Below are 26,013 nucleotides of genomic sequence, written 5' to 3'. Positions count from 1 at the left end.
CACACCATGTTCAACCGTAGGCGGATCACCGCCGCCCTGATCGGCCTGATCGTGCTGGTGCTCGCAGGCTGGTTCGTCAAGGACGGCATCAGCGGTGACGACACGAAGAGCGCTCCGGCGAGTTCGTCCGCTTCGGCCGCGCCGTCGGGAGACGCCGCGAGCCAGGCGAAGGGCAAGGTCGCGGGTGCGGACTCCGGTCTTCCGGTCAAACCGCTCACAGGACTTCCCTCGCAGGCGTCCGACACCTGGAAGCTCATCCAGGCGGGCGGGCCGTACCCGTATCCGCGCAACGACGACGTGACCTTCCAGAACCGGGAAAAGGTCTTGCCTGCCAAGGCTTCCGGCTACTACCGGGAGTACACGGTCAAGACGCCGGGCAGCCCGGATCGCGGAGCGCGGCGGATGGTGACCGGCTCCGGCAAGGAGCTGTACTACACCGAGGACCACTACAAGTCCTTCGTCGTCGTGGACCCCAGCCGATGAGCGCGGCGAAGGAAGCGGCGGACAAGGCGTTCGCCCGCGGTGCGCGTCCGCATCTGATCGATGGCGGCAAGACGGTCGACAAGGCTTCGACACTCGACGCGATCGCGGAGGCGTTGTCCTTTCCCGACTACTTCGGGAAGAACCTCGACGCGCTCTACGACTGCCTCACCGACCTGTCGTGGCTCGCGCCGGGTGAGCACGTGCTGATCTGGACCGGTTCCTCGCTGCTCAAAGAGCGCGATCCGAAGGCGTACTTGGCCATCCGCAGCGTGCTTTCCGACGCGCAGCGGGCGCTGGGGCCGTCCGATGAGCGGACGGACTCCCGGCGCCTCACCGTAGTCCTGCCCGACTGAGGCTCTGCCCGACTGAGGCTCAGCTTTCGGGCACCCAGTTCGGCTTGCGCTTCTGCGCGAAAGCCGTGATGCCTTCCTGGCCCTCTTCGCTCGCGAAGAAGCCGGCGGACAGCTTGTTCATGGCCTCGAAGCCTTCGCTCGGTGTCGCCGGGCGAGGCTTGCTGAGTAGTTCCTTCGTCGCCGCGAGCGCCTTCGGCCCGCCGAGGGCGAGCGCCTTGACGTAGCGGGCGACCTCGCCGTCGAGTTCGTCGGCGGAGACGGCCGAGTTCAGCAGGCCGATCTCGACGGCGCGCTTCGCGTCGAAGGTGTCACCGGTCAGGAACAGTTCGTGGGCGGCGCGGGCGGTGAGCCGCGGCAGCACGGTGAGCGAGATGACGGCGGGCACGACGCCGATCCGCACCTCGGAGAAGGCGAAGGTCGCTTCGTTGACGGCCACGGCGATGTCGGTCGCGGCCACCATGCCGATCCCGCCCGCTCGCGCGGGGCCCGCCAGCTTCGCCACGACAGGTTTGGGGCTGGTCCACAGCTGCTCGAGGATCTTCGGGAACTCGTTGACGCCCTGGGCACCCGCGCCGGCGCCGCGGGCCTCCTTGAGATCCATTCCCGCGCAGAACACCGGGCCGGTGTGGGTGAGCACGATGACCCGCACGGCGTCGTCCGCCCGTGCCTTGTCCAGCGACTCGCTCAGTTCACGCCGCAGCTGGGCGGAGAGCGCGTTGCGGTTGTGCGGGGAGTCCAAGGTGATCGTGGCGGTGCCGCCCACCACGTCGTAGTGCACCAGTTCGTCAGCCATGCCTCACCTTCGCATGGGCGAAGTCGGGCCGGGCAGTGGCCTGCGCCACCATCTCCTCCGACGGTGGCGCAGGCACGGGTCAGCCGATCGTCGTCGTGGTGAAGGTCGGGCTCGGGTTCGGGAAGCACGACGTCGGGGCGGAGACGTCGAAACCGGCGCTGACCACGGCGGTGAACGTCAGGCCCGGGTCGGCGTAGCTGGAACCGCCCAGCTTCGTCTCGATGGTGCCGGACGTGCCGGCGGTGAGGTGCGCCGTCACGGTCGGCAGTTCGAACGTCGAACCGCCCGCGATCGGGCCGGGGAAGCTCAGCGTCGCGACGCTGCCGGACACGGTGATCTTCGGCGGGGTCGAGCCGATGCCGGAGCCGCCGGCGAGGTCGGCGCTCACCCAGGTCGAGTTCGCCGGGATCGGGATCTTCAGGGAGAAGTCCTTGATCTGCTTGACCTGGTAGCCGCTGACCTCGGCCGGGACGGTGTTCGGCGCCGGGTCGATGACGATGTCGAGCGCGGCGCCGGGGGCGACCGTGGCAGGCGCGGTGACGTCGGCGTCCTGGTTCAGCTTGAGGTACTTGTTGCCGACGAGCGGTGGCTTCGCCTCGCAGTCGAAGACGACGGTGGTCGCCGCCGAAGCCGGTGCGGCGAGACCGACGAGCGGGACGAGCACGGCCGACGCGCAGACGAGGGCACGGATGGCAGCCTTCATGTTCCACCTACCTGGGGTTCGATGGGGAGAGAGGGAGCTGCGCAGCGATTAGAGAGTTACCGGCAAGTTAAGTAACTCGTCAAGAAATCTCCGTTCCCATACGCGGGGTGTCACGGAACTGGGAACGGGACCCACCGAAAATCGGTATCAAGCGCCCGAACGGGACGTGACGCTCTACTGTGCCGATGAACGATCAGGCGGCGAGCCGGGCGGCGGCGACGTCGTAGCGGTCCAGGACGAGCCCGGCGATCCGCGGATCCGGCCCCAGCGGTCCGGCGACGACCACCGACGGGTCTGCTTCGCGGGCCAGCCGCGCGATCCGGTCCGGCAACAGCCCCGGCGCGAGGAACCAGCCCGCGACCGCGAGCCGCTGTGCGCCGTTGAGCCGCAACCGCGCGATGGCGGCGGGCACGTCCGGCTGCGCGGCGCCGGCGAACGCGGGGGTCGCGAGCAGCCCGCGGCGCAGCTGCCAGCGGGTGGTGATCCCGGCGACCGCGTCGTTCGCCGCGACGTTCGACGAGCCGACACCCGCCAGCAGGACACCCAGCCCCGGATCGTCCAGATCGGCGCCGGCCTCGGCGAGCCGGTCCAGCGCGACCGTCTCGATCAGCGGGTCGATGCCCAGTACCCCGGAAACCCGCACGTCGAAGCCAGGGCAGTCCGCGGTCACCTCGGCGACGAGCGCGGGCAGATCGACCCGGGCGTGGTACGCGACGCCGAGCAGCAGGGGCACCACGACGACCTCGCGATGCCCCTCGGCGTACAACCCGCGCAGGGCATCGGTGAGCAGCGGCTCCGAGAGATCCAAAAAGGACTCACGGATGTCGAGACCCGGCGCCAGCCCGCGGGAGACGTCGAGCAGGGCGCGGATGGTCGCGGCGGACCGCGGATCGCGGCTGCCGTGGGCGACGGCGACCAGAGGCGGAGTGAGGCTTGAGGTCATGCGAACCTTTCGCCGACGAGTCCGGCCGCCAGTGTATCGCCGTCCTTCGGGTCGATGACCAGGAAAGCGCCCGTGCGCGGGCTGACGCCGTAGTCGTCCACGCCGATCTCCTCGGCCAGCCGCAGCGTGACCCGGCCGATGTCGTTGAGTTCCAACGTGCCCGGATCGTCCACACTGGACAGGGCCTGCTCGTCGAAGCGGGCGTGGAGTTCGCCGACGAGTGCCTGCACCGTCCGCGCCCCGTGCTTCACGAGCACCCGCGCGCCCGGCTTCAGCGCCTTGGCCGAGAGCCAGCACAGGGTCGCGGTGATCTCGTCGGTCACTGTCGGCTGCCGGTCGGCGGCGGAGATCAGGTCACCCCGCGAGATGTCGAGATCGTCCGCGAGCAGCAGGGTCACCGAGGTGCCGGCCCCGGCTTCGGCGAGCGGTCCGTCGGCGGTGTCGATGCCTTCGACGCGGCTGCGGATGCCTTGCGGCAGAACGACGATCTCGTCGCCCGGCCGGACGGTGCCCGCCGCGATCTGCCCCGCGTAACCGCGGTAGTCGGGGTGGTCGGCCGTGCGCGGCCGGATCACGTACTGCACCGGGAAGCGGAACGCCGAATCGTGCGGATCCGGCGCCACCGGCACGGTTTCCAGATGCTCCAGCAGGGTCGGGCCGGAGTACCACGGGGTCTTGTCCGACTTGTCCGCCACGTTGTCGCCCACCAGCGCCGAAACCGGCACCGCGAGCACGGAACCCCGTTCGTAGCCGAGGGAGGCGGCGTGCTCGGCGAACTCCTCGGCGATCACGGTGAACGTCGCTTCGTCGTAGCCGACGAGGTCGATCTTGTTCACCGCCAGCACCAGGTTCGGGACGCCAAGCAGGGCGAGCACCGCGGCGTGGCGGCGGGTCTGCTCGATGACGCCCTTGCGCGCGTCGACCAGCAGCACGGCCAGTTGCGCGGTGGACGCCCCGGTCACCGTGTTCCGCGTGTACTGCACGTGGCCCGGCGTGTCCGCGAGCACGAAACTGCGCTTCGGGGTGGCGAAGTACCGGTACGCCACGTCGATCGTGATGCCCTGCTCGCGTTCCGAGCGAAGGCCGTCCACGAGCAGCGAGAGGTCCGGAGTGGACAGTCCTTTGTCGACACTGGCGCGGGTGACCGCGTCCAGCTGGTCGGCGAGCACGGATTTGGTGTCGTACAGGAGCCGCCCGACGAGGGTCGACTTCCCGTCGTCCACGCTGCCCGCGGTCGCGAGCCTGAGGAGGCTGGACATCAGAAGTACCCTTCCCGCTTGCGGTCTTCCATCGCCGCCTCCGACATCCGGTCGTCGGCGCGGGTGGCGCCACGTTCGGTGAGCCGGGAGGCCGAGACCTCGGCGATGACCTCGTCCACCGTGGCGGCGGCCGATTCGATGGCGCCCGTGCACGAACCGTCGCCGACGGTCCGGTAGCGCACGGTCAGTTCCTTGACGACCTCGTCCGGCCGCGGCCCGCCCCACGGTCCTTCGGCCAGCCACATGCCGTCGCGCTGGTAGACCTCGCGCCGGTGCGCGTAGTAGATCGACGGCAGTTCGACCTTCTCCCGCGCGATGTAGTTCCAGACGTCCGCCTCGGTCCAGTTGGACAGCGGGAAGACGCGGACCTGCTCGCCGGGGCGGTGCCGACCGTTGTAGAGGTTCCACAGTTCCGGGCGTTGCCGCCGGGGGTCCCACTGGCCGAAGGAGTTGCGGAGACTGAAGATCCGCTCCTTGGCGCGGGCGCGTTCCTCGTCGCGGCGTCCGCCGCCGAAGACGGCGTCGAACTTGTTCTCGGCGATCGTGTCGAGCAATGGCGTGGTCTGCAACGGGTTGCGCATCCCGTCGGCGCGCTCTTCGAGCCTGCCGTCGTCGATCCAGTCCTGGACCTTCGCCACGACCAGCCGGAGCCCGTGCTGCTCGACGACCCGGTCGCGGAAGTCGATGACCTCGTCGAAGTTGTGCCCGGTGTCCACGTGCAGCAACGGGAACGGCACCGGCGCGGGCCAGAACGCCTTGATCGCCAGGTGCAGCAGCAGCGTCGAGTCCTTGCCGCCGGAGAACAGGATCACCGGCCGGTCGAACTCACCCGCCACCTCGCGGAAGATGTGGATGGCCTCGGATTCCAACGCCGCCAGGTTGTCCTGTGCCGCGGCCGCGACCGGTTCGAGCGTGGTCATGTCGTCCCTTCTCACCCGTGCAAGCCGCACTCGGTCTTGCCCTGCCCGGCCCACCGGCCGCTTCGCGGGTCCTGGCCCGGAGCGACCTTCGCGGTGCACGGCGCGCAGCCGATCGACAGATAACCGATGGACACCAATGGGTTCTCGAGGATCCCGTGCTCGTCGATGTAGTCCCGGAACTCGTCGTCGGACCACGGCGCGATCGGGTTGATCTTCACCAGCCCGTTGCGGTCGTCCCAGGTGACGATCGGGGTGTTCGCGCGGGTCGGCGCGTCGACGCGGCGGACGCCGGTCACCCACGCCGAGTACTTCGCGAGCGTGTTCCGCAGCGGCACCACCTTGCGGAGCTGGCAGCACTGGTTCGGGTCGCGCTCGTGCAGCTTCGGGCCGTACTCGGCGTCCTGTTCGGCGACGCTCTGCGCGGCCTCGGCGTTGACGATCCGCACCCCGGGGTACACCGCCTGCACCGCGTCACGGGTGCCGATGGTCTCCGGGAAGTGGTAACCGGTCTGCAGGAACAGGATGTCGACGTCGGGTTTGACCTGGGTGGCCAGATCGATGAGGACGGCGTCCTGCATGTTCGACGCGACGATGAAATCGTCGCCGAAGGTCTCCGCGGTCCAGCGCAGGGCCTCGGTCGCGGTCGCCTCCGCGAGCTCCTTCGAGGCCCGTTCGGCGAGCGTCTTGTAGTCGGCAGTGGCGGTCATCCTGGTGACACCTCCGGAAAGGACAGTCCGAGGAACTTCACGGTGAAGACCCGGCGGCAGCCCGAGCACAGCCAGGAGCCGCCCTCTTCGGGCCGCAGGTCTTCATCGCCACAGAAAGGGCAGTAGTAAGGGGTCGCGCGTTCGGTCATTGCAAAACGCCCTCGTCGGCCCGCAGGACCCACTGGGCGAACCGCTCGCCGGGTTCGCGGCCGGCGACGTACGCCCGCACGACCCGTTCGACGTACGCGGTCAGCTCCGACGCGGTCACCTTGTGCCCGCGCAGTTTCCGGCCGAATCCGGCGTCGAGCCCGAGCCCGCCGCCGAGGTGCACCTGGAAGCCTTCGACCTGGTTGCCGTCCTCGTCGGTGACGATCTGGCCCTTGAGCCCGATGTCGGCGGTCTGGACCCGGGCGCAGGAGTTGGGGCAGCCGTTGAGGTGCACGGTCACCGGATTCTCGATCTCGGCCTGGATGTCGGCGAGGCGCTTCTCGAGTTCGGTGACCAGTTCGATCGCGCGGGCCTTCGTCTCGACGATCGCGAGCTTGCAGAACTCCAGGCCGGTGCACGCCATGATCCCGCGCCGCCACGGCGAAGGCTCGGTCTGAAGGCCGAGATCGGCCAGTTCGGTCTTCAGCCCGTTCACCTCGGCCTCGGGAACGTCGAGGACCACGAGCTTCTGGTGCGGGGTCAGGCGGACGCGGTTCGACCCGGCCCGCTCGGCGGCCTTGGCGACGGCCAGCAGGGTGGCCCCGGAGACGCGACCGGCGACCGGCGCGGCGCCCACGTAGAACTTCCCGTCGATCTGCGGGTGCACGCCGACGTGGTCGATCTGGGTGGCGGGCACCTCGGGTGCCGGGCCGTCGGTCAGCTTGCGCTTGAGGTACTCGTCTTCCAGCACCTGGCGGAACTTCGCGACACCCCAGTCCTTCACCAGGAACTTGATCCGGGCGCGGGCGCGCAGCCGCCGGTAGCCGTAGTCACGGAAGACGCTGATCACGCCTTCCCAGACGTCGGGGACCTCGTCGAGGGAGACCCAGGCGCCCAGTCGCTGCCCGATCATCGGGTTGGTGGACAGGCCGCCACCGACCCAGACGTCGAAACCGGGGCCGTGTTCGGGGTGGTTCACGCCGACGAAGGCGACGTCGTTGATCTCGTGCGCGACGTCCTGCTGCCCGGAGACCGCGGTCTTGAACTTGCGCGGCAGGTTCGAGTAGCGCGGGTCGCCGATGTAGCGGCGTTTGATCTCGTCGATCGCGGGCGTGCCGTCGATGATCTCGTCGGCGGCGATACCGGCGACGGGGGAGCCGAGGATGACGCGCGGGCTGTCGCCGCAGGCCTCCATCGAGGTCATTCCGGCCTTCTCCAGCTTCGCCCAGATCGTCGGGACGTCCTCGATCTGGATCCAGTGGTACTGGATGTTCTGCCGGTCGGTGATGTCGGCGGTGTCGCGCGCGTGGGTCTGCGAGATCTCGGCGAGCACGGCCAGCTGATCGGTGGTCAGCGCGCCGCCGTCGAGCCGGACCCGCAGCATGAAGTAGCGGTCGTCGAGCTCCTCGGGCTCCAGCGTCGCAGTGCGGCCGCCGTCGATCCCTGGCTTGCGCTGGGTGTAGAGACCGAACCAGCGGAACCGGCCGCGGAGGTCACCCGGGTCGATGGAATCGAAGCCGCCGCGGGCGTAGATGTTCTCGATCCGGGCACGGACGTTGAGCGGGTTGTCGTCCTTCTTGGACCGCTCGTTGGGGTTCAGCGGTTCGCGGTAGCCCAAAGCCCACTGTCCCTCGCCCCGTTTCTGTTTCACCCGGGGCGTGCGGGCAGGGGTTTCGCGCGTGGGCGACGACATGGGAGTCCTCCGGCAGATCGTGGTGGTGGCGGGGAGTCAGCGGTTCGTCGCACAGAGCGCGCTCGCCACACGACGGAGATCCACGTGGCGGCGTGCCACGAGGGTGATTCCGGCGCGGGTCATTGATTCAGCGTGCCACGCGCCCACTATGTGGTCCAGGCCGGTCCGAATGCTGGGAACACTGTCCGAACTTGGCTGTATTCGCAGGTCAGAGGTCTGCTTTGGAGGTCAAGCCCGGGTTCGTGGCCGGGCATTGTGACGCAGAACGCGCACGGCTCAAGAAGGCAGGACGCGGTCCACGATGATCCGGATGACGTCCTCGTCGGTGACGTCCGCGAGCACCTCCGGCAGGGTCAGCCGTTCGACGGTGAGCGCCGTCAGCGCGAGGTACATCAGCAGGACCTCGGCGCGCCCGCCCGGCATTCCCGCCGCGACGTGCCAGTCGACGCTCATGTCGATGCCCTCGCGGATGGTCTTGGTCAGTTCGGCCGAAAGATCCGGGCGCCGGGTGGCTTCGAGCCTGAGCTCGAGCAGCGCGAGATAGGGCTCGCGGTGGGCGGTCAGCCGCCCCATGAGCTCGCCGAGCAGGACGCCGACCCGGTCGTGGGACGGCGTCTCGGCCTGCGGGTTCGCCATCACGTCGGCCGGCGCCGACAGCCGTTCGTGCACGCGGACGCCGACCTCCCCGAGCAGCTGGTCCCGGTTGCGGAAGTAGTTGGACGTCGTTCCCGGCGGGACATCTGCTTCGACGTCCACAGCGCGATAGGTGAGGCCGCGTGCGCCTTCGCGGGCGAGGACGGTGATCGCGGCGTCGGTGAGCGCGGTCCGGCGCTCCGGGTTCTGTCGCATCGGGACATTCTCCTTGCTTCAGTCAAACCACTATGCCTATAGTACTACGCATCAAGTGGTAAACAACTGGGAGGAAACACCAGATGCAACTCAGCGGTTTCGGTGCCTGTGTGCTCGTCGATGACATCGCCGAGACCACCGCCTGGTGGAAGCGGCACCTGCAGTTGACGGTGACGATCGAGCTCGACTGGTTCTCCAGCCTCAACGCCGGAGTCCCCGGCTATGAAATGAGCTTCGCGAAGCGTGGTCACAAGGCCACGCCGGAGCCGTGGCGGGCGCAGGAAGCGGCCGGTTCCATGGTCGGCTTCATGGTCGCCGACGCGGCAGCCGAATATGAGCGGCTGCGCGAAGAAGGGGTCAAGATCGTCACCGAACTCGTGGACGAGGAATTCGGCCAGCGGCACTTCTACATCGAGGACCTGAACGGCTTCCTGGTCGACATCATCGAGGTGATCCCGCCGTCGCCGGAGTGGCTGGCCGCTAACGGGTTGGCCTAGTACCGCTTCGGGTGAGTGAGGCCGCGCCGGGTCGCCGTCGCCGCTAGCTTCGATCTTCGATCCACAGAGGACGGAGGAGTTGCGCATGCGCCGATGGGTGGTCGCCGCGATGGTGCTGGCATCCCTGCTGATCCCGGGTACGGCCGCCGGGGCTCAGCAGGGGTGCAGACTGGTTTCGCCGGAGGAGGGTGCGGTGCTGCACAAGGGCAGCTCGTACCGGTTCGAGGCGGTCGGCTGTTCGCGGGACGTCCGGGGACACCTGTCCCAGATGGTGCTCGTCGAGGTGGCCATGAGCCGCGACGCCGCCTCGGACGAACACGGTGACTGGTCGGTGGACCACGTGGTCAACGACTACTCGTTGAGCATGGAGACCCTGGTCTGGGTGCGGTTCGAGGACGGCACCCGCTCCACCTCGGTCAAGGTGCGCATCGCCGACCGGTAGCTCGTCCGTGAAGGCCTCTTTCCCCGGGGAAGGAGGCCTTCACGGCGTGGGGGACACTGGGGTGTGCCCGCGTTGCTGCCCGAAACCACCACGCCCGTCGAGTCCGCGCTCCCCGAGAGCGCGCTGGAAGGGCTCGGCACCCGGCCGTTCGGCGTCTACGTGCACGTCCCTTTCTGCGCGACCCGTTGCGGCTACTGCGACTTCAACACCTACACCGCCGGAGAGCTGGACAGCGGTTCGTCGCCGCAGTCCTGGCTCGAAGGTCTCAAGCGCGAGTTCGACCTGGCCGCGCGCGTGCTGGGGAAGCCGCCCGCGGTCGACACCGTCTTCGTCGGCGGCGGCACCCCGTCCCTCCTCGGCGCCGAAGGGCTCCGAAGCGTCCTCGACGCCGTTCGTGACACCTTCGGGCTCGCGCCGGACGCCGAGGTGACGACGGAGTCCAATCCGGAGTCCACCTCGCCCGAGTTCTTCGCGGGCATCCGTGACGCCGGGTACAACCGGATCTCGCTCGGGATGCAGTCGGCCGCTCAGCACGTGCTGAAGATCCTCGATCGCGTGCACACCCCGGGCCGCCCGGTCGCGGCCGCCGAAGAGGCCCGCGCCGCCGGGTTCGAGCACGTCAACCTCGACGTCATCTACGGCACGCCGGGGGAGCGGATCGAAGACCTCCAGGCTTCGCTGGACGCGGTGCTGGCGGCCGGCGTCGACCACGTCTCGGCGTACGCGCTGATCGTCGAAGAGGGCACCGCGCTCGCCCGCCGCATCCGCCGCGGTGAACTGCCCGCGCCGGACGACGACGTGCTCGCCGCCGACTACGAGATGATCGACCGCGTCCTCGCTTCGGCGGGCTTGCGCTGGTACGAGGTGTCCAACTGGGCGACCTCGGAAGAAGCCCGCTGCCGGCACAACATCGGTTACTGGCGCGGCGGCGACTGGTGGGGCGCCGGACCCGGCGCGCACAGTCACGTCGGCGGCGTCCGCTGGTGGAACGTCAAGCATCCGGCCCGCTACGCCGCGTCCCTCGCCGCCGGTGACTCACCGGCCGCGGGCCGTGAACTGCTGACCGGCGAGGACCGGCATCTGGAACGCGTGATGCTGGAACTCCGGCTCTCCGAAGGGCTTCCGCTCGACGCCCTCGACGACGACGGCCGGGCCGAAGCCCGCGCCGCCGCCGCCGAAGGGTTGCTGGATCAGTCCGCTTTGGACTGTCAGGGACGTGCGGTGCTGACCGATCGCGGGCGGTTGCTGGCCGACGGTCTGGTGCGCCGGCTCACCTGAGCGTGGGGCTCGTGTGTGGGGAGTGGCGTGACCGTGCCTTTGCGGTCAGGGGCACGTTTGCCGGCTTCGAGGGGTAAGGCAAAGGTGGCGGGTTGCGAAAGCCACTTTCGCGACGCCTGAGGTCCCGAAAGTGGCTTTCGCGACACCGGGTGCCCCACGGCCGCGAGCGAATCCCCGCGACCCGACACCATTGCCTTACCCCTCAATAGCTCGAGTAGCCACACGCCACCTGGAAAGTGACGCGTGCGTCAGGTCGAAGCGAGTCCCAGCGCCCGGTCCACCCACCGGCCAACCGGCAGTGCCACCACGATCGCCGCCAGCACCAGGTGCACCACCATGAACACGACCGCGACCGGAACGCTCGGCGGTCCGCCGAGGAACACGATCATATGCGACGCCCACTTCAGCTCGGTCGGTTTCGTCCCGGCGGCCCAGACGTCGTTGAGCGCCCAGAACGTCAGGTCGTTCGCGCCCGAGATCACCACCAGGATCGCCGCGATGCCGGTTTTGAGCACGTTCGCCGTCCGGCCGCCGCCCAGCCGGTACGCCATCAGTCCGAACAGGACGATGAACGTCACGATGAACAGTTCGAACTGGTACACCGGCTGGAAGGCGTCCTCGTCGGTGGCGGCGTTCCTGGCGAACGCCTGGATCCGCATGATCAGTTCGGTGTCCAAATAGGACATGTAGACGAACACCGCGAGCGCGATCAGCGCCGGACCCCACTTGGTGCGCGGGAAGAGCGCCACCGTGCAGACCGCGAACACGAACGGGCACAGCTTGAACGCCCAGTCCACGACGTTGTCGAGCGTCTGGTCCGGCGGCAGGATCACCATGATCAGCAGCGTGGTGACCACGGCCGGGACGGCGGCCACCAGCCACAACCATTTGCGCCGCCGGTAAAGCGCGGGCACCCATCCGTCCGTGTCGGGCAGCGTGGCGGTCACAGGTCGTCCTTCTCTGCCCAGAACGGCCCGAGGGCGAGCGCGTCGACGTCGGTCTTCAGGTAACAGGCCACCGCGTCGGCCGGGCTGGCGACGATCGGTTCGTTGTTGTCGTTGAACGAGGTGTTGACCACCATCGGCACGCCGGTGAGTTTCTCGAACTCGCTGATCATGCGGTAGTACAGCGGGTTGTCCGTTTCGCTCACCGTCTGCACGCGGGCGGTCCCGTCGACATGGGTGATGGCGGGGACCTCGTCGCGTTTGTCCGGCAGGACGTCGAACACCAGCAGCATCACCGGCGACGGGTAGTCGCTGACGAACCAGTCGCCCGCGCGTTCCGCCAGGCACGACGGGGCGAACGGCCGGAACGCCTCGCGGTGCTTGACCTTCTCGTTCATCCGCGTCTTCGAGTCGGGGTCACGCGGGTCGGCCACCAGCGAACGGTTGCCGAGAGCGCGCGGCCCGCATTCCATCCGGCCCTGCACCCAGCCGATGATCTTGCCCTCGGAGATCTTCTTCGCCGTGTGGGCGGCGATGTCGTCGACCTTGGTGTACCGGACACCGGCGTCCTGCAGCGCCAGTTCCATCTCCGCCTCGGTGTGGTCCGGGCCGGTGTAGGTATAGCCGTCGCGGGGGCGCGGCTTGCCGTACTTGCCGACCGACACCTCCAGCGCCGAACCGAGCGCGCAGCCGTCGTCGGCGGCCGCGGGCTGGGCGAAGAAGTCCTCGAACGGGGTTTCCAGCAGGATCCGTCCGTTCATCACGCTGTTCAGCGCGACACCACCCGCGACGCACAGCCGCCGCGACCCGGTTTCCCGTTGCAGCCAGCGCGCGAGGTGCAGCCCGGCTTCCTCCAGGGTGACCTGCAGCGCATAGGCGATGTCGCAGTAGTGCTGCGGCACCGGGTTCTCCGCGGTGACCCGGGTCTTGGGCCGCGCCGGGCCGAACAGGTCGGTGAACTTCTTCGACATCACGTGCTTGCCGGTGCGGTGGTGGCCGAAGAAGCTCAGGTCGAGCTCGTACCCGCCATCGTCGTCGAGGTGGATCAGCTGCTTGAACGCGTCGACGTAGGTGTCGTCGCCGAGCGGCGCCAGCCCCATGATCTTGCCTTCGTCACGGGTGGGGTAGAAGCCGAGGTACCCGGTGACGCCGGCGTACATCGCGCCGAGTGAATGCGGGAACTTGATCCGCCGGATGTCGATGATCCGGTTTCCCTTGCCGTGGCCCAGATAGGTCGCGGTGCCGTCGCTGCCGATGCCGTCGAAGGTGAGCACCGCCGACTCTTCCCATGGCGAGATGAAGTAGCCGCTGGCGGCGTGGGCCTTGTGATGGTCGACCAGATGCGTCTTGAACTTCGTCGGGCCGGTCCAGCCCACGGCTTCCTTCACGTCACGTTCGAGCGTGTAGGACCGTTTGAGATGCGCGAGCACCGCGCCGCCGACGTGGTAGTCGTCGACGCCCTTGCCGCCACCGGTCTTGAACGTCTCCACCATGCCCGCGGAGGAGCCGCCCTCGTCGCCGTTCTGATTGCGGAAGACCTCCAGCGTCGCCGGGAAGTACTTCGCGAACACCTTCGCCGCGTGGATGCCTTCGCGCCAGCGCTGCCAGTAGTAGGCGACGTGGTCGACGTCGGCGAGGGTGATCCCGCCGCGCTCCAGGCAGAACTTGATCGCCTCCGCGGGGAAGTCCCCGTCGTGCTTCTTGCGGGTGAAGCGTTCTTCCTCGGCGAAAGCGATGATCTCGCCGTCGCGCACGAGCGCGGCCGCCGAGTCGTGGACCCTGCTGATTCCCAGTACGTACATGTTCCTTCTCCAGTGCGACGTTCAGAGTTCGGGGTGGTGGCGGCGCAGCAGCCGCCGGAGCACGGCCGCCCGCGTGCCGATGGCGAAGACGAGGGCGGCGAATCCGCCGACCGGCCCCATCGCCGGGACGAGCGCGGCGGCGGCCAGCGGGGTGGCGACCAGACCGGCGATCGCGGCGGACGCGGTGAGCGTGAGGACCTTGCTGTTGGTGTTCTCGATCAGGAAGCCCGCGTAGAGCCGCACGGCGAACAGCACCGTTTCGACCAGGACGAAGACACCGAGGACCACATAGGCGCCGACGGTGTTTTCGGCGGTCAGCACCGCGCGAGCCGCCGGGATCACGAGGGCGACGCCCACCAGGACGAGGAAGGCGAGCGCGCCCCGTTCGACCAGTTTCAGCAGTTCGACCGCACGGGCCCGGCCCGCCACCGCCCCGCTTCCGCGCAGCCGCGCGGATATCGTCGGCTGGTGCACCCGGAGCTGATAGAACAACAGCGAACAGAACGCGCTGCTGGCCAGTAAGGCGACGTAGAACGGTCCACTGTCGACGGTGCGTCCGGCCAGCGCCAGCACGCCGAACACCGACGACGTCGCGAGGACGTCCAAAACCTCGGTCATCCCGAGCAGCACCGTGGTCCGGCCGAACGCGGGCCAGAGCCGGTGCCCGTCGATCCTTTCCACCCGTAGCCACTTCTTCGGCAGCAGTGCCGCGGAGCAGACGAGGATGAGCAGGATCCCGCCGAGCAGCAGGCCGAGATGCGTCAGGGGCGGCCAGCGGACGAACCAGGTGCCCACGGTCACCGCGCCGACCACGATCGCGCCCGCGGTGAACGCCAATGCGTCCAAAGTGGACTTGCCGTTGAACCGGTGCAGGCCGGAGACGGTCATCAGCAGGCCGCCGGAGATCGACCAGCCTGCCGCCGTCAGGTACAGCGCGGCGTCCGAGCCCGGCGCGACGAGCAGCGCGACCGCCATCGCCACCAGCACCACCATGACCGGGACGACGGCGACCCGGACGGCCAAGCCCGCGACCGCGTCCCGCGTCATCCGCAGGCGGGGCAGGCATTTCAACGCCGACTTCTCCGCCGAGGACGGTACGAAGTTGAGCCACGTCATCAGCCCGAGCGCGGTGGCGAACCGGCCGTAGTCGTGCGCCCCCCACGCGGTGACCAGCACCAGGCCCATCGCCTGGATCGCCAGCCGGAAGACGCCGCGACCGGCGAGCAGCCGCAGCACCATCGACGGCTTCGGCGCCGCGATCGACGCGGTGCCGGAGCCGGTGAGCGAAGTGTCGGTCAAGGGAGCGGCACCGCCATACCCTGTTCGTCGAGCAGGAACTTCAGCGTGCCGCGCAACTCGTCCTCCGCGGCGAGGACATCGGGCACGGTCGGCGCCGAAAGTACGGCGTAGCCCATCTTGTAGCCCGCCTGCTCATACGGTTTGACGTAGGAATCCTGCTCCGCGAACAGTTCCAGGTTGTGCACCGCCGGCATGGCGCGGACCTCGTCGGCGCCCTCGATCCGCACGATCCGGCCGCCGCGGTCGGAGGCGAGGATGTGGATCAGCGTCGGCCGCGGGGCGCGCGGCGCGAGCACCACTTCACCGCCGGTCGCGGCGGCGATCCCCGCGGCGATCAGGTCGACGCCGGTGCTGAGCTCGATCGCCTCGGCCAGTCCGTTCCCGCCCATCCTGGCGCCCATCTCGATCAGGTAGAACTTCCCGTCGCGGCCGAGAACGGCGTCGAGGGTGAGCGGCCCGGTGCGGTAGCCGAGTTCCGCGCACAACCCGGCCAGCATCACCGGGAGCGCGCGGTCGACCATCGGCGGCAGTCCGGCGGGCAAGAGATGGGAGGCCGTCACGAAGAACGGTGGCGGCGTGAGCGTGCGCCGGGTGACCGCGTGGAACACGATCCGGCCGTCGACCACGAGCGCTTCGATCGTGTAGTGCGAGCCGTCGAGATGTTCCTCGACGACCAGCCGCCCGGACGGCGAGAACGCGAGCGAGTCGGTGAACGCGGTGTCCAGGCCGCCGGGGCTCGCGCACGAGACGACGCCGCGGCTCCCGGAGGAGTCGACCGGTTTCACCAGCGTGGGGAACCGCAGTTGCTGCGCGGCGAGCGCGAGGTCCGGTCCGGGTTTCCCGCCGACACTGCGGTAGGTCGGCAGACGCAGCCTGTCGCAGAGTTCGCGGAAGACGGACTTGTCGACGGACGCGGCGACGGCGGCTTCTGGCAGCGGGTCCGGCAGGTTCCAGTGCCGGGTGAGCCAGGCGAGCGCGGGCAGTCCGACGTCGCTGGCCGGGCAGAGCACCCCGGCGATGTCGTCGCGTCCGTCCAGCGCCGCCGCGATCTGTTCCGGCGCGCGGACACTGACCTGGACGAACTCGTCGGCCAGCGCGGCCGCGGGCGCGCTCGTGCGCACGTCCACGCAGATGGTGCGGAAACCGAGTTCCCGCGCCCGGTGGTACGTGCTGACCGAACCGTCGGCCCCGCCCAGGATCACCAGGCTCCGAGGTGCCGCCGTCTCTTCGGTTTTCTTCACTCCCGCTTGCCTTTCCCCAGGATGGATCTCGGCCATGGCCGAGGCGTAGAGCCGGTCGTCCTCGTCGACCGGGAAGTTGGCTTCCCTGATGTAGAACTGCCGTGGCCGCGGCTGTCCCGCGCCGACCACGACCAGGTAGCGGACGGACAACGCGAGCACGGTCAGCAGCACGGAGAACAGGACGAACGTCAGCGTCGACGCGGCGTTCAGGCCGAGCAGTCCGGTGGCGGCCGCGATCCCGGCGAGCACCGAGATCCCGGCGGCCAGCACCGCCGTGGTCGAAGCCACCGTCGTCAGCCGCCGGGTGAAGCCGACGAACAACTCGATGGCGTGCGAGGAAAGGAAACCGAAGCCCACTTTGGACTCGCCGCGTTCGCGTGCCCGGTGTGCCACCGGGACGGTGGTGTAGCGGCTGGTCAGCCTCGGCACGGTGGCGAGGAAGTACGGGGTTCCCAGGCGGAGGTCGACGATCTTGCGCGCGAGCTCCGTGCGCACCAACCGGAACGCCGTCGCGCCGGGCGGGATCTCGATACGCAGCACGCGGCGGCCGAGGAAATGGAAGGCCGCGGTACCCCAGCGTCTTAGTAAGGGATCTTGCCTATTTGTGCGCACGCCGAAAACGGCGTCGTTGCCCTCCTCGGCGGCGGTGATCAATTTCCACGCCTCGGCGGCCGGAAACTGCTGGTCGGCGTCGATGTGCAGGATCCACGGTTTCCCCGCGTACCGGTAACCCGCGGAAAACGCCGCTTCGAAACCGAAGTTCCGGGTGAAGGACAGGTACCGCACCCGAGGGTCGGTATGCGCGAGCGCCCGGACGACGTCCAGTGTCCCGTCGGTGCTCCCATCGTCCACATAGAGCAGTTCGAGTGGGAGGTTTCCCAGCTCGGCGACGATCTCCTGATAGGAGGGCTCGACGTTGTCGACTTCGTTGAAGCACGGAACGACCACGGTGAGTCCACTCTGCGCCGGACCGGGGACCGTCCAGCTCATCTTCCGATTCCCCGCGCTGCTTGCGCTATCGTGTTCGTAGCGTCACTCGTCGTGATTTCACGGTTCATGAGTCCCCTTGGCCCCAGGCGTCCGGCAGGTCGTGCCGGCTCGAAAGTTCCCGTGTTATAGGCAGACTCGCTTTGTTATCGCCAGCACATACCGAAAGTTCGTCCTTTCAGCTCAGTCGAAAAGGTGGGAAGTCGGCCGGAAACCGGATGAACCTGGCGCGGGGTATTCCCAAACCGGCGTCGATGACGCAGGCTTGCGCGCCATGTGGACAGTGGGGGTGAGTGCTGCCTGGCGGGCCGCCTATCGGCGTTCGGTACGGTCGGCCTTCGCGACGGTGCCGTTCTACCGGGAGCGCTGGGCACTCGACGGCAGAACGGATCCTGTGCTGGTGCCCGGTCGCACCGGGACGGATTCCGGCGCGGCGCCGCTGGCCGAGGCGGTGCACAAGATCATCGATCTCGTGCCGCTCGCCGGTGGCACGCAACGGATCGAGTCGAGCCGGGGGCTGGGTCCCGTGCTGCGCAAGGCACGCTCGGTGACCGGGGAGGCACTGGTCGTCGTGCTGGGTGACGACGGGGTGCGGCCACCGGTGGACCTGCCTCGTGGAGTTCGTTGCTGTTTGGTGGATCCCGACGTCCCGGCGCCGGGTGTGCTCGCCGAACTGTCCGCCGCGCTTCGCCGAGGGCGGCGAGTGCTCGCTATCGGTGACGACAAGCAACTGGCTGTCTTCTCCGCGGCGCTACCCGAGGACCGTGCGTACCGGGTCGAATCCGTACCGCGACGGGAACTGGACACAATGGACACCGGTCCGTACGGTGTCCTCCACGATCCGTCGCTGGGGTACCTGGGCGCGATCGAGGAGTGCGGCCGCTGGCACCTCGACTGGCCCCGCGTCTACGCGCGATCCACGGCGGGCGGGCTCGCGTTCACCCTGCTGCGTCAGGATTCCCCGAGGTTCGTGGACGTGCTCCCGGCGGGCGGCGTCCGTGGCGAGATCGCGCCGTGCCCGCGACACGGGACACCGGTCGTGCTCACGTGAAGATCGGCTTCCACGATCCCCGCACCGATCCCGTTCCGGTCGGCTGGCCGGAGTTCTTCCACGTCGCGCGCCTGCATCCGGTGTGGGACTACGAGGTGATGAGGCTCGACGCTTGGACCGCGCGGAACCCGCCGATGCTGGCCACCGTCACGAACGGTGCCGGGATCGTCGCGGCGTTCTCGGTGCTGGTGTGCCGTCCCCGGCTGCGGTACCGCCTCGCGCCGACGCCGGGGCACAGGTTGCTGCGCCCGTTCTGGGCCGAGGTGTGCCAACCGTGGCTGAGCGGCTATCCGGGGTTCGCGTTCGCGCCGGGGATCGGTGGCGCCGACCGGCGTCCGCTGATCCGGGAATTCGAACGGTCACTGCGCCGCCGGCTCGGTCCGGGCCTGCTCGGGGTGCTGTACCGAGCGTTGGGTCACGACTTCGCGCAGGACCTCCGGGGCCCAGGCCGGCTGGTGAAGGTGGTCGATTCGGTCGCGGTGCTGGAGAACCACTTCGCTTCCGAAGACGAATGGATCGCGTCGCTGCCCAAATCGCGACGGGGTGGCCTGCGACGGCAGCGACGGAGGCTGGCCGCGGATCCCGATGTGGTGGTCGAAGGCGGTGCGGGCCGGGAAGACGTCGACAGCGCCGAGGTCGCCGCCCTCATCCAGGGACATCGTGACCGGCACGGGAAGCTCCCGCTCGACACCAGGACACCGCCGTCCGCGGCGTTCCTGCACTGGTTCCTCCGGCGGCCGGACGTGCACACGCTGACCTACACCGCCGCCGATGGCAGGCTGCTCGCGGTGAACACCTTGCTCGACCATCCGGACAGTCCCGCGAAACAGCATTGGGGCACCTTGCCGGTGGGCGAAGGCGGGCGGCAGGGTCTGCTGTTCGACTCCTACATCCACGCCATGCGCTACGCGACGCGGCGTGGGGTCAAGGAGCTCACCGCCGGGCGCGGACTGCCCGAACTCAAGGCCACGCTGGGTTTCCGGGCGCGCCCGGTTTACTCCGCGGCGGTGCCGAGACCGGTACTGGGATGGTGACGATGAAGGTGACGGAACGGAGCACCGATGTCGAGGTCGAGGTGCTCGATCCGAGGACCGCGGCCGAACCCGAGGGGTGGCGTGGGTTCCTGCGACGGGCGAGGTTACGGCCGGTCTGGGAGTACGAGGTGCTGCGCCGGGAAGCCTGGATGGCGAAGAACCCCGCGGTGCTCGCGGTGCTCCGCAGGGGCGAGGAGATCGTCGGCGCGTTCACGGTGATGGTGTGCCGGAGCTGGCGGGCGGGGGACTTCGCGCCGCTGTCCGTCCGGCGCGGCCGGTTCCGCCCGCGCTGGGCGGAGGCCTACCTCTGGCAGCTCAGCGGGTATCCCGCCGTGGCGCTCGACGAACGGCTGGACGGCGTCGAGCGGCGGGAGGCGGTCCGCCGGTTCGAACGGGCACTGTGCGCCCGGCTCGGCCCGGGTCTGCTTGGCGTGATCTACCGCGCGATGAACCCGGAACTCCTCCCGGCGCTGGAAGGCCGCGGCCGGATGTCACGGGAGATCGACCCGGCCGCCGTGCTGGCCAATGAATACACCACTGTGGACGATTGGGAGCGGGCGCTCGGCGACGAGACCCGGAAGACGCTGCGAGACCTGCACGAGGACGAGGATCTGCGCACCGAAGCGGCCTCCGCCCGCCAGGACCTGGACTGCCACGAACTCGCCATGCTGCTCAACGCCCACCGGACCAGGCAGGACGAACGGGCCTGGGCGGGGGGACAGCGGTCGCGGTTCGGCGGGCTGCACATGGACACCCGGAGCCCGATCGCACCGTCCTACCTGGACGCCCTCGTACGCCGTCCGGACGTCATCACCCGCACTTACCGCGACGGATCCGGACGTCTGCTGGGCTTCGGCACGGTGTTCGACGCCGACGACGGATGCGCGCTGCACCAGTGGGCCGCGCTGCCGAGTGCGCGCGGCGGACGTAAAGGGCTCTATGTCGACTTCTACGCCAGGGGAGTGGAACACATGATCACGCAAGGGCGCCCTGAGCTGACCGCCGGCCGGGCGATGCTGGAGAACAAGGCCGCGTTCGGCTTCGGTACCAGGTCCTTGGTGTCGGTCGCCGTGCCGAGACCGGTGCTGGGCCGATGACCTGGGAAGTGCGGGTGCTCGACCCGCGGACCGATCCGGAACCCGAGGGCTGGGCCGGGTTCCTCGTCGCGCAGCAGGCTCCGGTTCCGTGGGACTACGGATTGCTGCGGGTGGAGTCGCGCTTTTCCCGCAGCCCCAACGTCCTCACCGTGATCAGCGCCGGCGGAGAGATCGTCGCCGCGGTACTGGCGATGCTGTGTGCCCCGGCGGCCTCGGAGCGGCCTGGAGCGGTACGCGGGGTGGTGCGGTTGGGGCCGCGCTGGGTCGAGGTGCAGCACGCGTGGCTTTCCGGATATCCGCCGTGGTTGTTCTCGGACGGTGTGGACGCCGCCGACCGGCGGGAGATCATGCGCCGGTTCGAGCGGGCCGTCGGCCGCTTCACCGGGCCCGGCTGCCTCGGCGTCGTTTACCGCACCGTGGAGCCGGAAGCGCTCGACATGCTGACCGGACGGGGCAGGCATGTTCTCGACACGATGCCGACCTCGGTGCTGGAGAACCGGTTCGTCGACGTCGAAGGTTGGCTGGCGTCCCTGCGCCGGAGCAGGCGGCTGAGCCTGCGCGGCCAGTCGAAGAAGGTCGCCGCCGACCCGGACGTGATCGTCCGAGGCGAGGCCGCACGCATCGACCTCGACGCACGGGAACTGGCCACCCTGCTGCGGAAGCACCGCGAGCGGATGGGACAGGTGAAGTTCGACCGGCGCGGTCCGATCACCGCCGAATACTTCGCGGAACTCGTGCGCAGGCCGGACGTGATCACCACGACCTACCACGACGCCGACGGCAGGCTGCTCGCGTTCGGCAACGTGCTCGATCACCCGGTGGCGCCGCTGCACCAGCATTGGGCAGCGGTGACGCCGGAGGAGGGGCGGCCGAAACATCTCTACTTCGACGCCGTCGTCCGTAACGTGCGCCATATGATCGAGGGAAACCGGAAGTCCCTGTCGATGGGGCGAGGGCTGACCGACCTGAAGGCGACGCTCGGCTTCCAGCCGGTCCCGCTGCTCGGGGTCATCGTGCCGAGACCGGTGACACGATGGTGATCGAAGTGCTGGATCCCCGCCGCGATCCGGAGCCTGCCTACTGGAAACCGTTGCGGGCCAAGGCCGGTCTGCGCGCGGACTGGAGCTGGGAGGTGCTCACCACCCAGGCGTGGGCGGCACGCACCGAACAGCCGGTCACGGTCCTGCTCGAAGACGGGGAACCGCGTGGCGTGGTCAGTTCCGCGTGGGTCGCCGGGCTCACGCGGCGGCACCGGTTCGCCCGCCCGGCAGGGCGCGGACGGGTCGGCGGGCTCGACGTCCGTGCCCCCGGTTCGGGGTCGATGCCGGGCTGGTGGTTCGACGGCGCGGACGGTGACGGCGGCGTCGGCAGGTTGCTGGACACCTTCGTCCCGGCCATGCGCTCGGAGCTGGGCCTTGGGCTACGGGGCCTCCTGATCCGGCAGGTCGGCGAGTCCGGAGTGGACAGTGTCCGCGGCGGGCCGAAGCTGGTGCGCCGGACCGAGGACGTCGCGGTCCTCGACGTCTCGCCGTTCTCGAACCGGGACGACTGGATGTACTCGCTGGCCAGGAAGCGCAAACAGAACCTGCGCAAGATCTTCCGTACCTTCGAGGCCGATCCGTCGATCGGGGTGCGCGTGCGGCCAGGTGCCGATGCCGATCCGGTGGAGATCGCGGAACTGTTGCGGCACAACGAATCCAAGCATCGCGACGTGCCGATCGTGCCGCTCCCGGCGTTCGTCGGCTACGTGAGCGCGCTGCTGCGGCAACCGGACGTGTACGTCATCGAGTACCGCGAGACCGCCACGGGCCGGGCGATCGCCGTCGCGACCCTGCTCGATCACCCGGCTCTGCCGATCGCCCGGCATTGGGCGGCGCTGCCACCGGAACTCGGCGGGCGGCCCAATCTGTACTTCCACTTCTACGGCGAAGTCGTGCGCTGGGCGGTGGAAGCAGGGCGGCCGCAGGTGGTGTTCGGCAAGAAGATGTCGGAGATAAAGGTGTCCTTGGGGGCGCATCTGGTGCCGCAGTACGCGGCCGCGGTCGCGCTGCTCTGAGGTAGCGGGGAAAGCTCCCTTCGCGACACCTCCGGCCGGACACGCGCGTACCCGGAGGCACTCACGAGGCGGTGGAGGCCAACCCGCGCAGGAACAGATCGATGGCGAACTCGAACCGTTCCTGCGCGGTCTCGGCGGTGAAGTACTCGCCCGAAGCCAGCAGGTTCGGGAAGGCGCCGGGCGGGAACGACGTCATGTACTCGACCATCCGCTTGCCGCGTTCCTCCTGCTCGGCCAGGTCGATGTCGCCGTGCTGCCAGCCGGCGCCTTCGTAGGCGAAAGCCTTGGCGTAGAGCCATAACGCGTCGGCGGCGAACAGTGCCCGTTTGAGGTCGAGGCCGCCTGCGCGCAGCACCGCGAGCATGGCTTCGGCCTGCTGCAAGGCGTTCGCGCCGACGGGTACGGGGATGGCCCACGCGATCTTGGCGATCCCGGGGAACGACGTCAGGGCGCGCACGTTCTCGCGCAGCAGCTCCTTCGCCTGCTCGACCCACCGTTTCGGGTCGGGCTCGGGGAATGGGCCGAAGGCGAGGACGTGGTCGACCATCAGCTCGTGGAGCTCTTCCTTGTTCGCGACGTGGGCGTAGAGCGACGCCGGGCCGGTCTCCAGAGCCTGTGCGACGCGTCGCATGCTCACCGCCTCCAGCCCTTCGGCGGCGAGAAGGTCGAGTGCCGTCTTCACCACGAGCTCCTGGGACAGCACGGGTTTCTCGGCGCGACGCCGGGGCCTGCTCACTTCGTTCGCCTCCTGGTCCGGGTTCCCGGGGCACTCTACTTGACGCGAACGGCGTTCGCCTGTAGAACGGTGTTCGTCAAACGAACGCCGTTCGTCTAACTGGAGGAAGTCATGACCGAACGACAGGCCGAAGTCCTGGCCGTGCTGAGCAGGCTTGCCGACGCGTGGAACGACGGCGACGCGGCCGCGTACGCGTCGCTCTTCACCGAAGACGCCGACTACGTGACCTTCTTCGGGATGAACATGCCGGGCCGCGCGGTCATCGAAAGCGCGCACCGGGCCTTGTTCGAAGGGCCGCTCAAGGGATCGAAGCTGGAGGCGGGCGGTGGCGAGCCGAAGGTCCGGTTCGTCCGGCCGGACGTCGCGATCGTCGTGGCCGGTGGCGGGTCGTCGCTGTCGGGCGGCAAGCCGGAGCCCGGCCGGGAATCGACGCTGACGTACGTGCTCGTGGAGGAGCCCGACGGCTGGCGCGTCGCGTCGTTCCAGAACACCCGGGTGACCGATCCGGCCGCGAAGGCTTCGTGAAGCGTCGGGTTCGCCGAGCGGGTCCGGGAGGGCTTCGATCGGACGCTGGGAGACCTGGCCCGGCACGCGGCGAGAGGCGTACGCTCGGTTAGGTTCACCTAACCCAGGAGAGGAAGTGTGCATGGCCGAGGCGAGGAGAGCGGTATCAGCGACCCGGTTGCGGGTGCTGCGCACCGAACGGATCACCCCGCATATGGTCCGGATCGTCTTGGGGGGCGAAGAGATCGCCTCGTTCAGGCCCAACGAATTCGCCGACGCCTACGTCAAGGTGCACTTCCCGGTGCCCGGCGTCACCTATCCCGAACCGTTCGACCTGGCGCGGGTCCGCGAGGAACTGCCGCGCGAGCAGTGGCCGCGGATGCGCTCCTACACCGTCCGGGCGTTCGACCCGAACCTCGGTGAACTGGTGCTCGACTTCGTCCACCATGGTGACGAGGGCGTCGCCGGGCCGTGGGCCGCCGCCGCGAAACCGGGCGACGAGCTGCTCGTTTCCGGACCCGGTGGGGCGTACACGCCGGGCGAGGACGCCGACTGGCATCTGCTCGCCGGAGACGAGAGCGCCCTGCCGGCGATCGCCGCTTCGCTCGAGGCGATGCCTGAGGGTGTGCCCGTGCACGCGGTGATTCTCGTGGAGGACGTGGCCGAAGAGCAGTCGCTGACCACCAAGGGCGACGCGCGGATCACCTGGCTGCACCGGAGCCGGGGTGACGATCTCGCGGCCGCCGTCCGTGCGCTCGACTGGCGTGAAGGTGTCGTGCAGGCGTTCGTCCACGGCGAGGCCGGGTTCGTCCGGGACCTGCGGCGTCATCTGCTGGACGACCGGGGCGTGCGGCGCGACCTGCTGTCCATCTCCGGATACTGGCGGATCGGGAAGACCGACGAGGCGTGGCGACTGGAGAAACGGGCCGAACGGAACGCGTAGCCTCGGTCGCATGATCGAGCTGAAGGTGGACGTCGACCCGGCCGAGGTGGGTTTCGACGCGGAGCGGCTGCGCCGGATCGACAAGCACTTCGACGGGTACCTGGAGCGCAATCGGATTCCCGGGTATCTGGCCGTGGTGACCAGGAACGGGAAGGTCGCGCATCTCGCGTCGAACGGGCAGCGTGACATCGAGGCCGGGCTGCCGGTCGAGACCGACACGATCTGGCGCGTCTACTCGATGACGAAGCCGGTCACTTCCGTCGCCGCGATGATGCTCGTCGAAGCGGGGCTCATCGACCTCAAGGACCCGATTTCGCGCTGGCTGCCGGAGTTCTCGGAACCGCGGGTGTTCGCCGCGGGCTCGTCGGTGAAGCAGGCGACCGTGCCCGCGGCCGAACCGATCCGCCTCTGGCATCTGCTCACCCACACCGCGGGGCTGACCTACGGATTCCACCGCACGCATCCGGTCGACGCGCTCTACCGTGAGGCGGGGTTCGACCTCGGCACCGCGCCCGGGCTCGACCTGGCGGGTGTTTCCGAGGCGATCGCGCGGCTGCCGTTGCTGTTCCAGCCGGGCTCGGAATGGAACTATTCGGTCGCCACGGACATCCTCGGCAGGCTCATCGAGGTCGTCTCCGGTCAGTCACTCGACGCCTTCTTCGCCGAGCGGATCTTCACCCCGCTCGGCATGCACGAGACCGGATTTCAAGCCGCCGACGGTGATCTCGACCGGCTGGCCGCGCTCTACGTGCCGCATCCGGTCACCAAGGAGCCGTTCCGTCACGACGAGCTGGGCAACGTCGGCCGCGTCGCGCCCTCGTGCTTTTCGGGCGGCGGAGGACTGGTCTCCACGGCGGGTGACTTCCACCGTTTCGCCCAGATGCTGGTGTGCGGCGGCGAACTCGACGGCGTCCGGCTGCTCGGCCCGCGCACGGTGCGGCTCATGGCGACCAATCACCTGCCCGGCGGCGTAGACCTGGAGACTTGCGGACGGACCGGGTTCTCCGAAGCGCCGTACGACGGTTTCGGCTTCGGGCTGGGCTTTTCGGTGCTCGACGACCCGGTGAAGGCCAAGACCCTCGCCAGCGCGGGGGAATTCGCCTGGGGTGGCGCGGCGAGCACCGCGTTCTGGGTCGATCCGGACGAGGACATCACGGTCTTGTTCTTCACCCAGTTGCTGCCGTCGTCGACCTATCCGATCCGCGTCGAATTGAGGAACCTGGTGTATCAGGCTTTGGTCGACTGAGGGGGA

At 68.9% G+C, this 26,013-nt stretch carries 28 protein-coding genes; 13 read left to right on the top strand and 15 right to left on the bottom strand.

Annotation, left to right across the window (positions count from 1 at the left end):
* Positions 1-6: 6 nt before the first annotated feature.
* Complete coding sequence (locus tag DL991_RS20230; protein WP_125785902.1) at positions 7-483, top strand: ribonuclease domain-containing protein; 477 nt, start codon at positions 7-9, stop codon at positions 481-483.
* Complete coding sequence (locus tag DL991_RS20225) at positions 480-836, top strand: barstar family protein (protein ID WP_125785901.1); 357 nt, start codon at positions 480-482, stop codon at positions 834-836. Before DL991_RS20230 ends, DL991_RS20225 begins: the two co-directional genes overlap by 4 nt.
* Positions 837-855: 19 nt before the next feature.
* Here DL991_RS20225 and DL991_RS20220 read toward each other — a convergent pair whose 3' ends face one another.
* From DL991_RS20220 to DL991_RS20180, 10 genes are all read right to left on the bottom strand, one after another.
* Complete coding sequence (locus tag DL991_RS20220; RefSeq protein WP_125785900.1) at positions 856-1,629, bottom strand: enoyl-CoA hydratase family protein; 774 nt, start codon at positions 1,627-1,629, stop codon at positions 856-858.
* Positions 1,630-1,708: 79 nt separating this feature from the next.
* Positions 1,709-2,332 (bottom strand): cyclase, encoded by a 624-nt coding sequence (locus DL991_RS20215; RefSeq protein WP_125785899.1) that lies wholly within the window; start codon positions 2,330-2,332, stop codon positions 1,709-1,711.
* Between the two features lie 193 nt (positions 2,333-2,525).
* Positions 2,526-3,275, bottom strand: a complete 750-nt coding sequence (locus DL991_RS20210) for a sirohydrochlorin chelatase (RefSeq protein ID WP_125785898.1) — start codon at positions 3,273-3,275, stop codon at positions 2,526-2,528.
* On the bottom strand, positions 3,272-4,534 hold the full coding sequence (locus DL991_RS20205) for a sulfate adenylyltransferase subunit 1 (protein ID WP_125785897.1): 1,263 nt from the start codon (positions 4,532-4,534) through the stop codon (positions 3,272-3,274). Before DL991_RS20205 ends, DL991_RS20210 begins: the two co-directional genes overlap by 4 nt.
* On the bottom strand, positions 4,534-5,454 hold the full coding sequence (cysD, locus tag DL991_RS20200; RefSeq protein ID WP_125785896.1) for a sulfate adenylyltransferase subunit CysD: 921 nt from the start codon (positions 5,452-5,454) through the stop codon (positions 4,534-4,536). The genes DL991_RS20205 and cysD overlap by 1 nt, the downstream gene beginning before the upstream one ends.
* Positions 5,455-5,465: 11 nt before the next feature.
* Entirely contained in the window at positions 5,466-6,161 is a 696-nt protein-coding gene (locus tag DL991_RS20195) for a phosphoadenylyl-sulfate reductase (RefSeq protein WP_125785895.1), read from the bottom strand.
* Positions 6,158-6,310, bottom strand: coding sequence for a hypothetical protein (locus DL991_RS43380; protein ID WP_005158649.1), 153 nt, complete (start codon positions 6,308-6,310; stop codon positions 6,158-6,160). The genes DL991_RS20195 and DL991_RS43380 overlap by 4 nt, the downstream gene beginning before the upstream one ends.
* Positions 6,307-8,001 (bottom strand): nitrite/sulfite reductase, encoded by a 1,695-nt coding sequence (locus DL991_RS20185; protein ID WP_125785894.1) that lies wholly within the window; start codon positions 7,999-8,001, stop codon positions 6,307-6,309. Before DL991_RS20185 ends, DL991_RS43380 begins: the two co-directional genes overlap by 4 nt.
* 36 nt (positions 8,002-8,037) lie before the next feature.
* The gene (locus DL991_RS44005; protein WP_360907593.1) at positions 8,038-8,124 is read right to left on the bottom strand and encodes a putative leader peptide; all 87 of its coding nucleotides are present in this window, start codon (positions 8,122-8,124) and stop codon (positions 8,038-8,040) included.
* A 153-nt stretch (positions 8,125-8,277) separates the two neighbouring features.
* Positions 8,278-8,850 carry a TetR/AcrR family transcriptional regulator gene (locus DL991_RS20180; RefSeq protein WP_125785893.1) on the bottom strand — a complete coding sequence of 191 codons (573 nt, stop codon included), beginning with the start codon at positions 8,848-8,850 and terminating at the stop codon, positions 8,278-8,280.
* Positions 8,851-8,933: 83 nt separating this feature from the next.
* Here DL991_RS20180 and DL991_RS20175 point away from each other — a divergent pair, with 83 nt between their 5' ends.
* The 3 genes from DL991_RS20175 to hemW all read left to right on the top strand — a co-directional run bounded on the left by DL991_RS20175 (position 8,934) and on the right by hemW (position 11,067).
* Positions 8,934-9,347 carry a VOC family protein gene (locus DL991_RS20175; protein WP_125785892.1) on the top strand — a complete coding sequence of 138 codons (414 nt, stop codon included), beginning with the start codon at positions 8,934-8,936 and terminating at the stop codon, positions 9,345-9,347.
* Positions 9,348-9,432: 85 nt separating this feature from the next.
* Positions 9,433-9,789, top strand: coding sequence for a hypothetical protein (locus DL991_RS20170; protein ID WP_125785891.1), 357 nt, complete (start codon positions 9,433-9,435; stop codon positions 9,787-9,789).
* A gap of 63 nt (positions 9,790-9,852) precedes the next feature.
* Positions 9,853-11,067: a radical SAM family heme chaperone HemW gene (gene hemW, locus DL991_RS20165; protein ID WP_125785890.1), complete on the top strand. Its 1,215-nt coding sequence runs from the start codon at positions 9,853-9,855 to the stop codon at positions 11,065-11,067.
* A gap of 248 nt (positions 11,068-11,315) precedes the next feature.
* On the opposite strand, the gene DL991_RS20160 is transcribed toward hemW, so the two are convergent.
* From DL991_RS20160 to DL991_RS44000, 4 genes are read right to left on the bottom strand one after another with little or no spacing between them, the layout of a single operon-like run.
* Positions 11,316-12,014: a hypothetical protein gene (locus DL991_RS20160; RefSeq protein ID WP_125785889.1), complete on the bottom strand. Its 699-nt coding sequence runs from the start codon at positions 12,012-12,014 to the stop codon at positions 11,316-11,318.
* On the bottom strand, positions 12,011-13,813 hold the full coding sequence (locus DL991_RS20155) for a carbamoyltransferase C-terminal domain-containing protein (protein ID WP_125785888.1): 1,803 nt from the start codon (positions 13,811-13,813) through the stop codon (positions 12,011-12,013). The genes DL991_RS20160 and DL991_RS20155 overlap by 4 nt, the downstream gene beginning before the upstream one ends.
* Positions 13,814-13,834: 21 nt before the next feature.
* A complete protein-coding gene (locus DL991_RS20150) occupies positions 13,835-15,112 on the bottom strand; it encodes a hypothetical protein (RefSeq protein ID WP_125785887.1) in 1,278 nt (425 codons plus the stop codon).
* A complete protein-coding gene (locus DL991_RS44000; RefSeq protein ID WP_125785886.1) occupies positions 15,109-17,343 on the bottom strand; it encodes a glycosyltransferase in 2,235 nt (744 codons plus the stop codon). Before DL991_RS44000 ends, DL991_RS20150 begins: the two co-directional genes overlap by 4 nt.
* Before the next feature lie 271 nt (positions 17,344-17,614).
* On the opposite strand from DL991_RS44000, the gene DL991_RS20140 reads away from it, so the two are divergent.
* Genes DL991_RS20140 through DL991_RS20120 form a run of 5 tightly spaced genes read left to right on the top strand, consistent with a single transcriptional unit; the run spans position 17,615 to position 22,578 of the window.
* Positions 17,615-18,391, top strand: coding sequence for a hypothetical protein (locus DL991_RS20140; RefSeq protein WP_125785885.1), 777 nt, complete (start codon positions 17,615-17,617; stop codon positions 18,389-18,391).
* A complete protein-coding gene (locus DL991_RS20135; protein WP_125785884.1) occupies positions 18,388-19,425 on the top strand; it encodes a GNAT family N-acetyltransferase in 1,038 nt (345 codons plus the stop codon). Before DL991_RS20140 ends, DL991_RS20135 begins: the two co-directional genes overlap by 4 nt.
* Complete coding sequence (locus DL991_RS20130; protein ID WP_125785883.1) at positions 19,419-20,522, top strand: hypothetical protein; 1,104 nt, start codon at positions 19,419-19,421, stop codon at positions 20,520-20,522. Before DL991_RS20135 ends, DL991_RS20130 begins: the two co-directional genes overlap by 7 nt.
* Complete coding sequence (locus tag DL991_RS20125) at positions 20,519-21,562, top strand: GNAT family N-acetyltransferase (protein ID WP_125785882.1); 1,044 nt, start codon at positions 20,519-20,521, stop codon at positions 21,560-21,562. Before DL991_RS20130 ends, DL991_RS20125 begins: the two co-directional genes overlap by 4 nt.
* Positions 21,556-22,578, top strand: coding sequence for a GNAT family N-acetyltransferase (locus DL991_RS20120; protein ID WP_125785881.1), 1,023 nt, complete (start codon positions 21,556-21,558; stop codon positions 22,576-22,578). The genes DL991_RS20125 and DL991_RS20120 overlap by 7 nt, the downstream gene beginning before the upstream one ends.
* 61 nt (positions 22,579-22,639) lie before the next feature.
* Here DL991_RS20120 and DL991_RS20115 read toward each other — a convergent pair whose 3' ends face one another.
* On the bottom strand, positions 22,640-23,314 hold the full coding sequence (locus DL991_RS20115) for a TetR/AcrR family transcriptional regulator (RefSeq protein WP_125785880.1): 675 nt from the start codon (positions 23,312-23,314) through the stop codon (positions 22,640-22,642).
* A 111-nt stretch (positions 23,315-23,425) separates the two neighbouring features.
* On the opposite strand from DL991_RS20115, the gene DL991_RS20110 reads away from it, so the two are divergent.
* The 3 genes from DL991_RS20110 (at position 23,426) to DL991_RS20100 (ending at position 26,007) form a co-directional block, all read left to right on the top strand.
* Positions 23,426-23,839: an SgcJ/EcaC family oxidoreductase gene (locus DL991_RS20110; RefSeq protein WP_125785879.1), complete on the top strand. Its 414-nt coding sequence runs from the start codon at positions 23,426-23,428 to the stop codon at positions 23,837-23,839.
* 121 nt (positions 23,840-23,960) lie between these two features.
* Complete coding sequence (locus DL991_RS20105) at positions 23,961-24,761, top strand: siderophore-interacting protein (RefSeq protein WP_199754015.1); 801 nt, start codon at positions 23,961-23,963, stop codon at positions 24,759-24,761.
* Between the two features lie 10 nt (positions 24,762-24,771).
* Positions 24,772-26,007 carry a serine hydrolase gene (locus DL991_RS20100; RefSeq protein ID WP_125785878.1) on the top strand — a complete coding sequence of 412 codons (1,236 nt, stop codon included), beginning with the start codon at positions 24,772-24,774 and terminating at the stop codon, positions 26,005-26,007.
* Positions 26,008-26,013: the final 6 nt, after the last annotated feature.

This window comes from Amycolatopsis sp. WAC 01375, assembly GCF_003947325.1.
Taxonomy (GTDB): domain Bacteria; phylum Actinomycetota; class Actinomycetes; order Mycobacteriales; family Pseudonocardiaceae; genus Amycolatopsis.
Note: the sequence above shows the minus strand (reverse complement) of the source record. Positions and strands in the feature narration are given on the sequence as shown.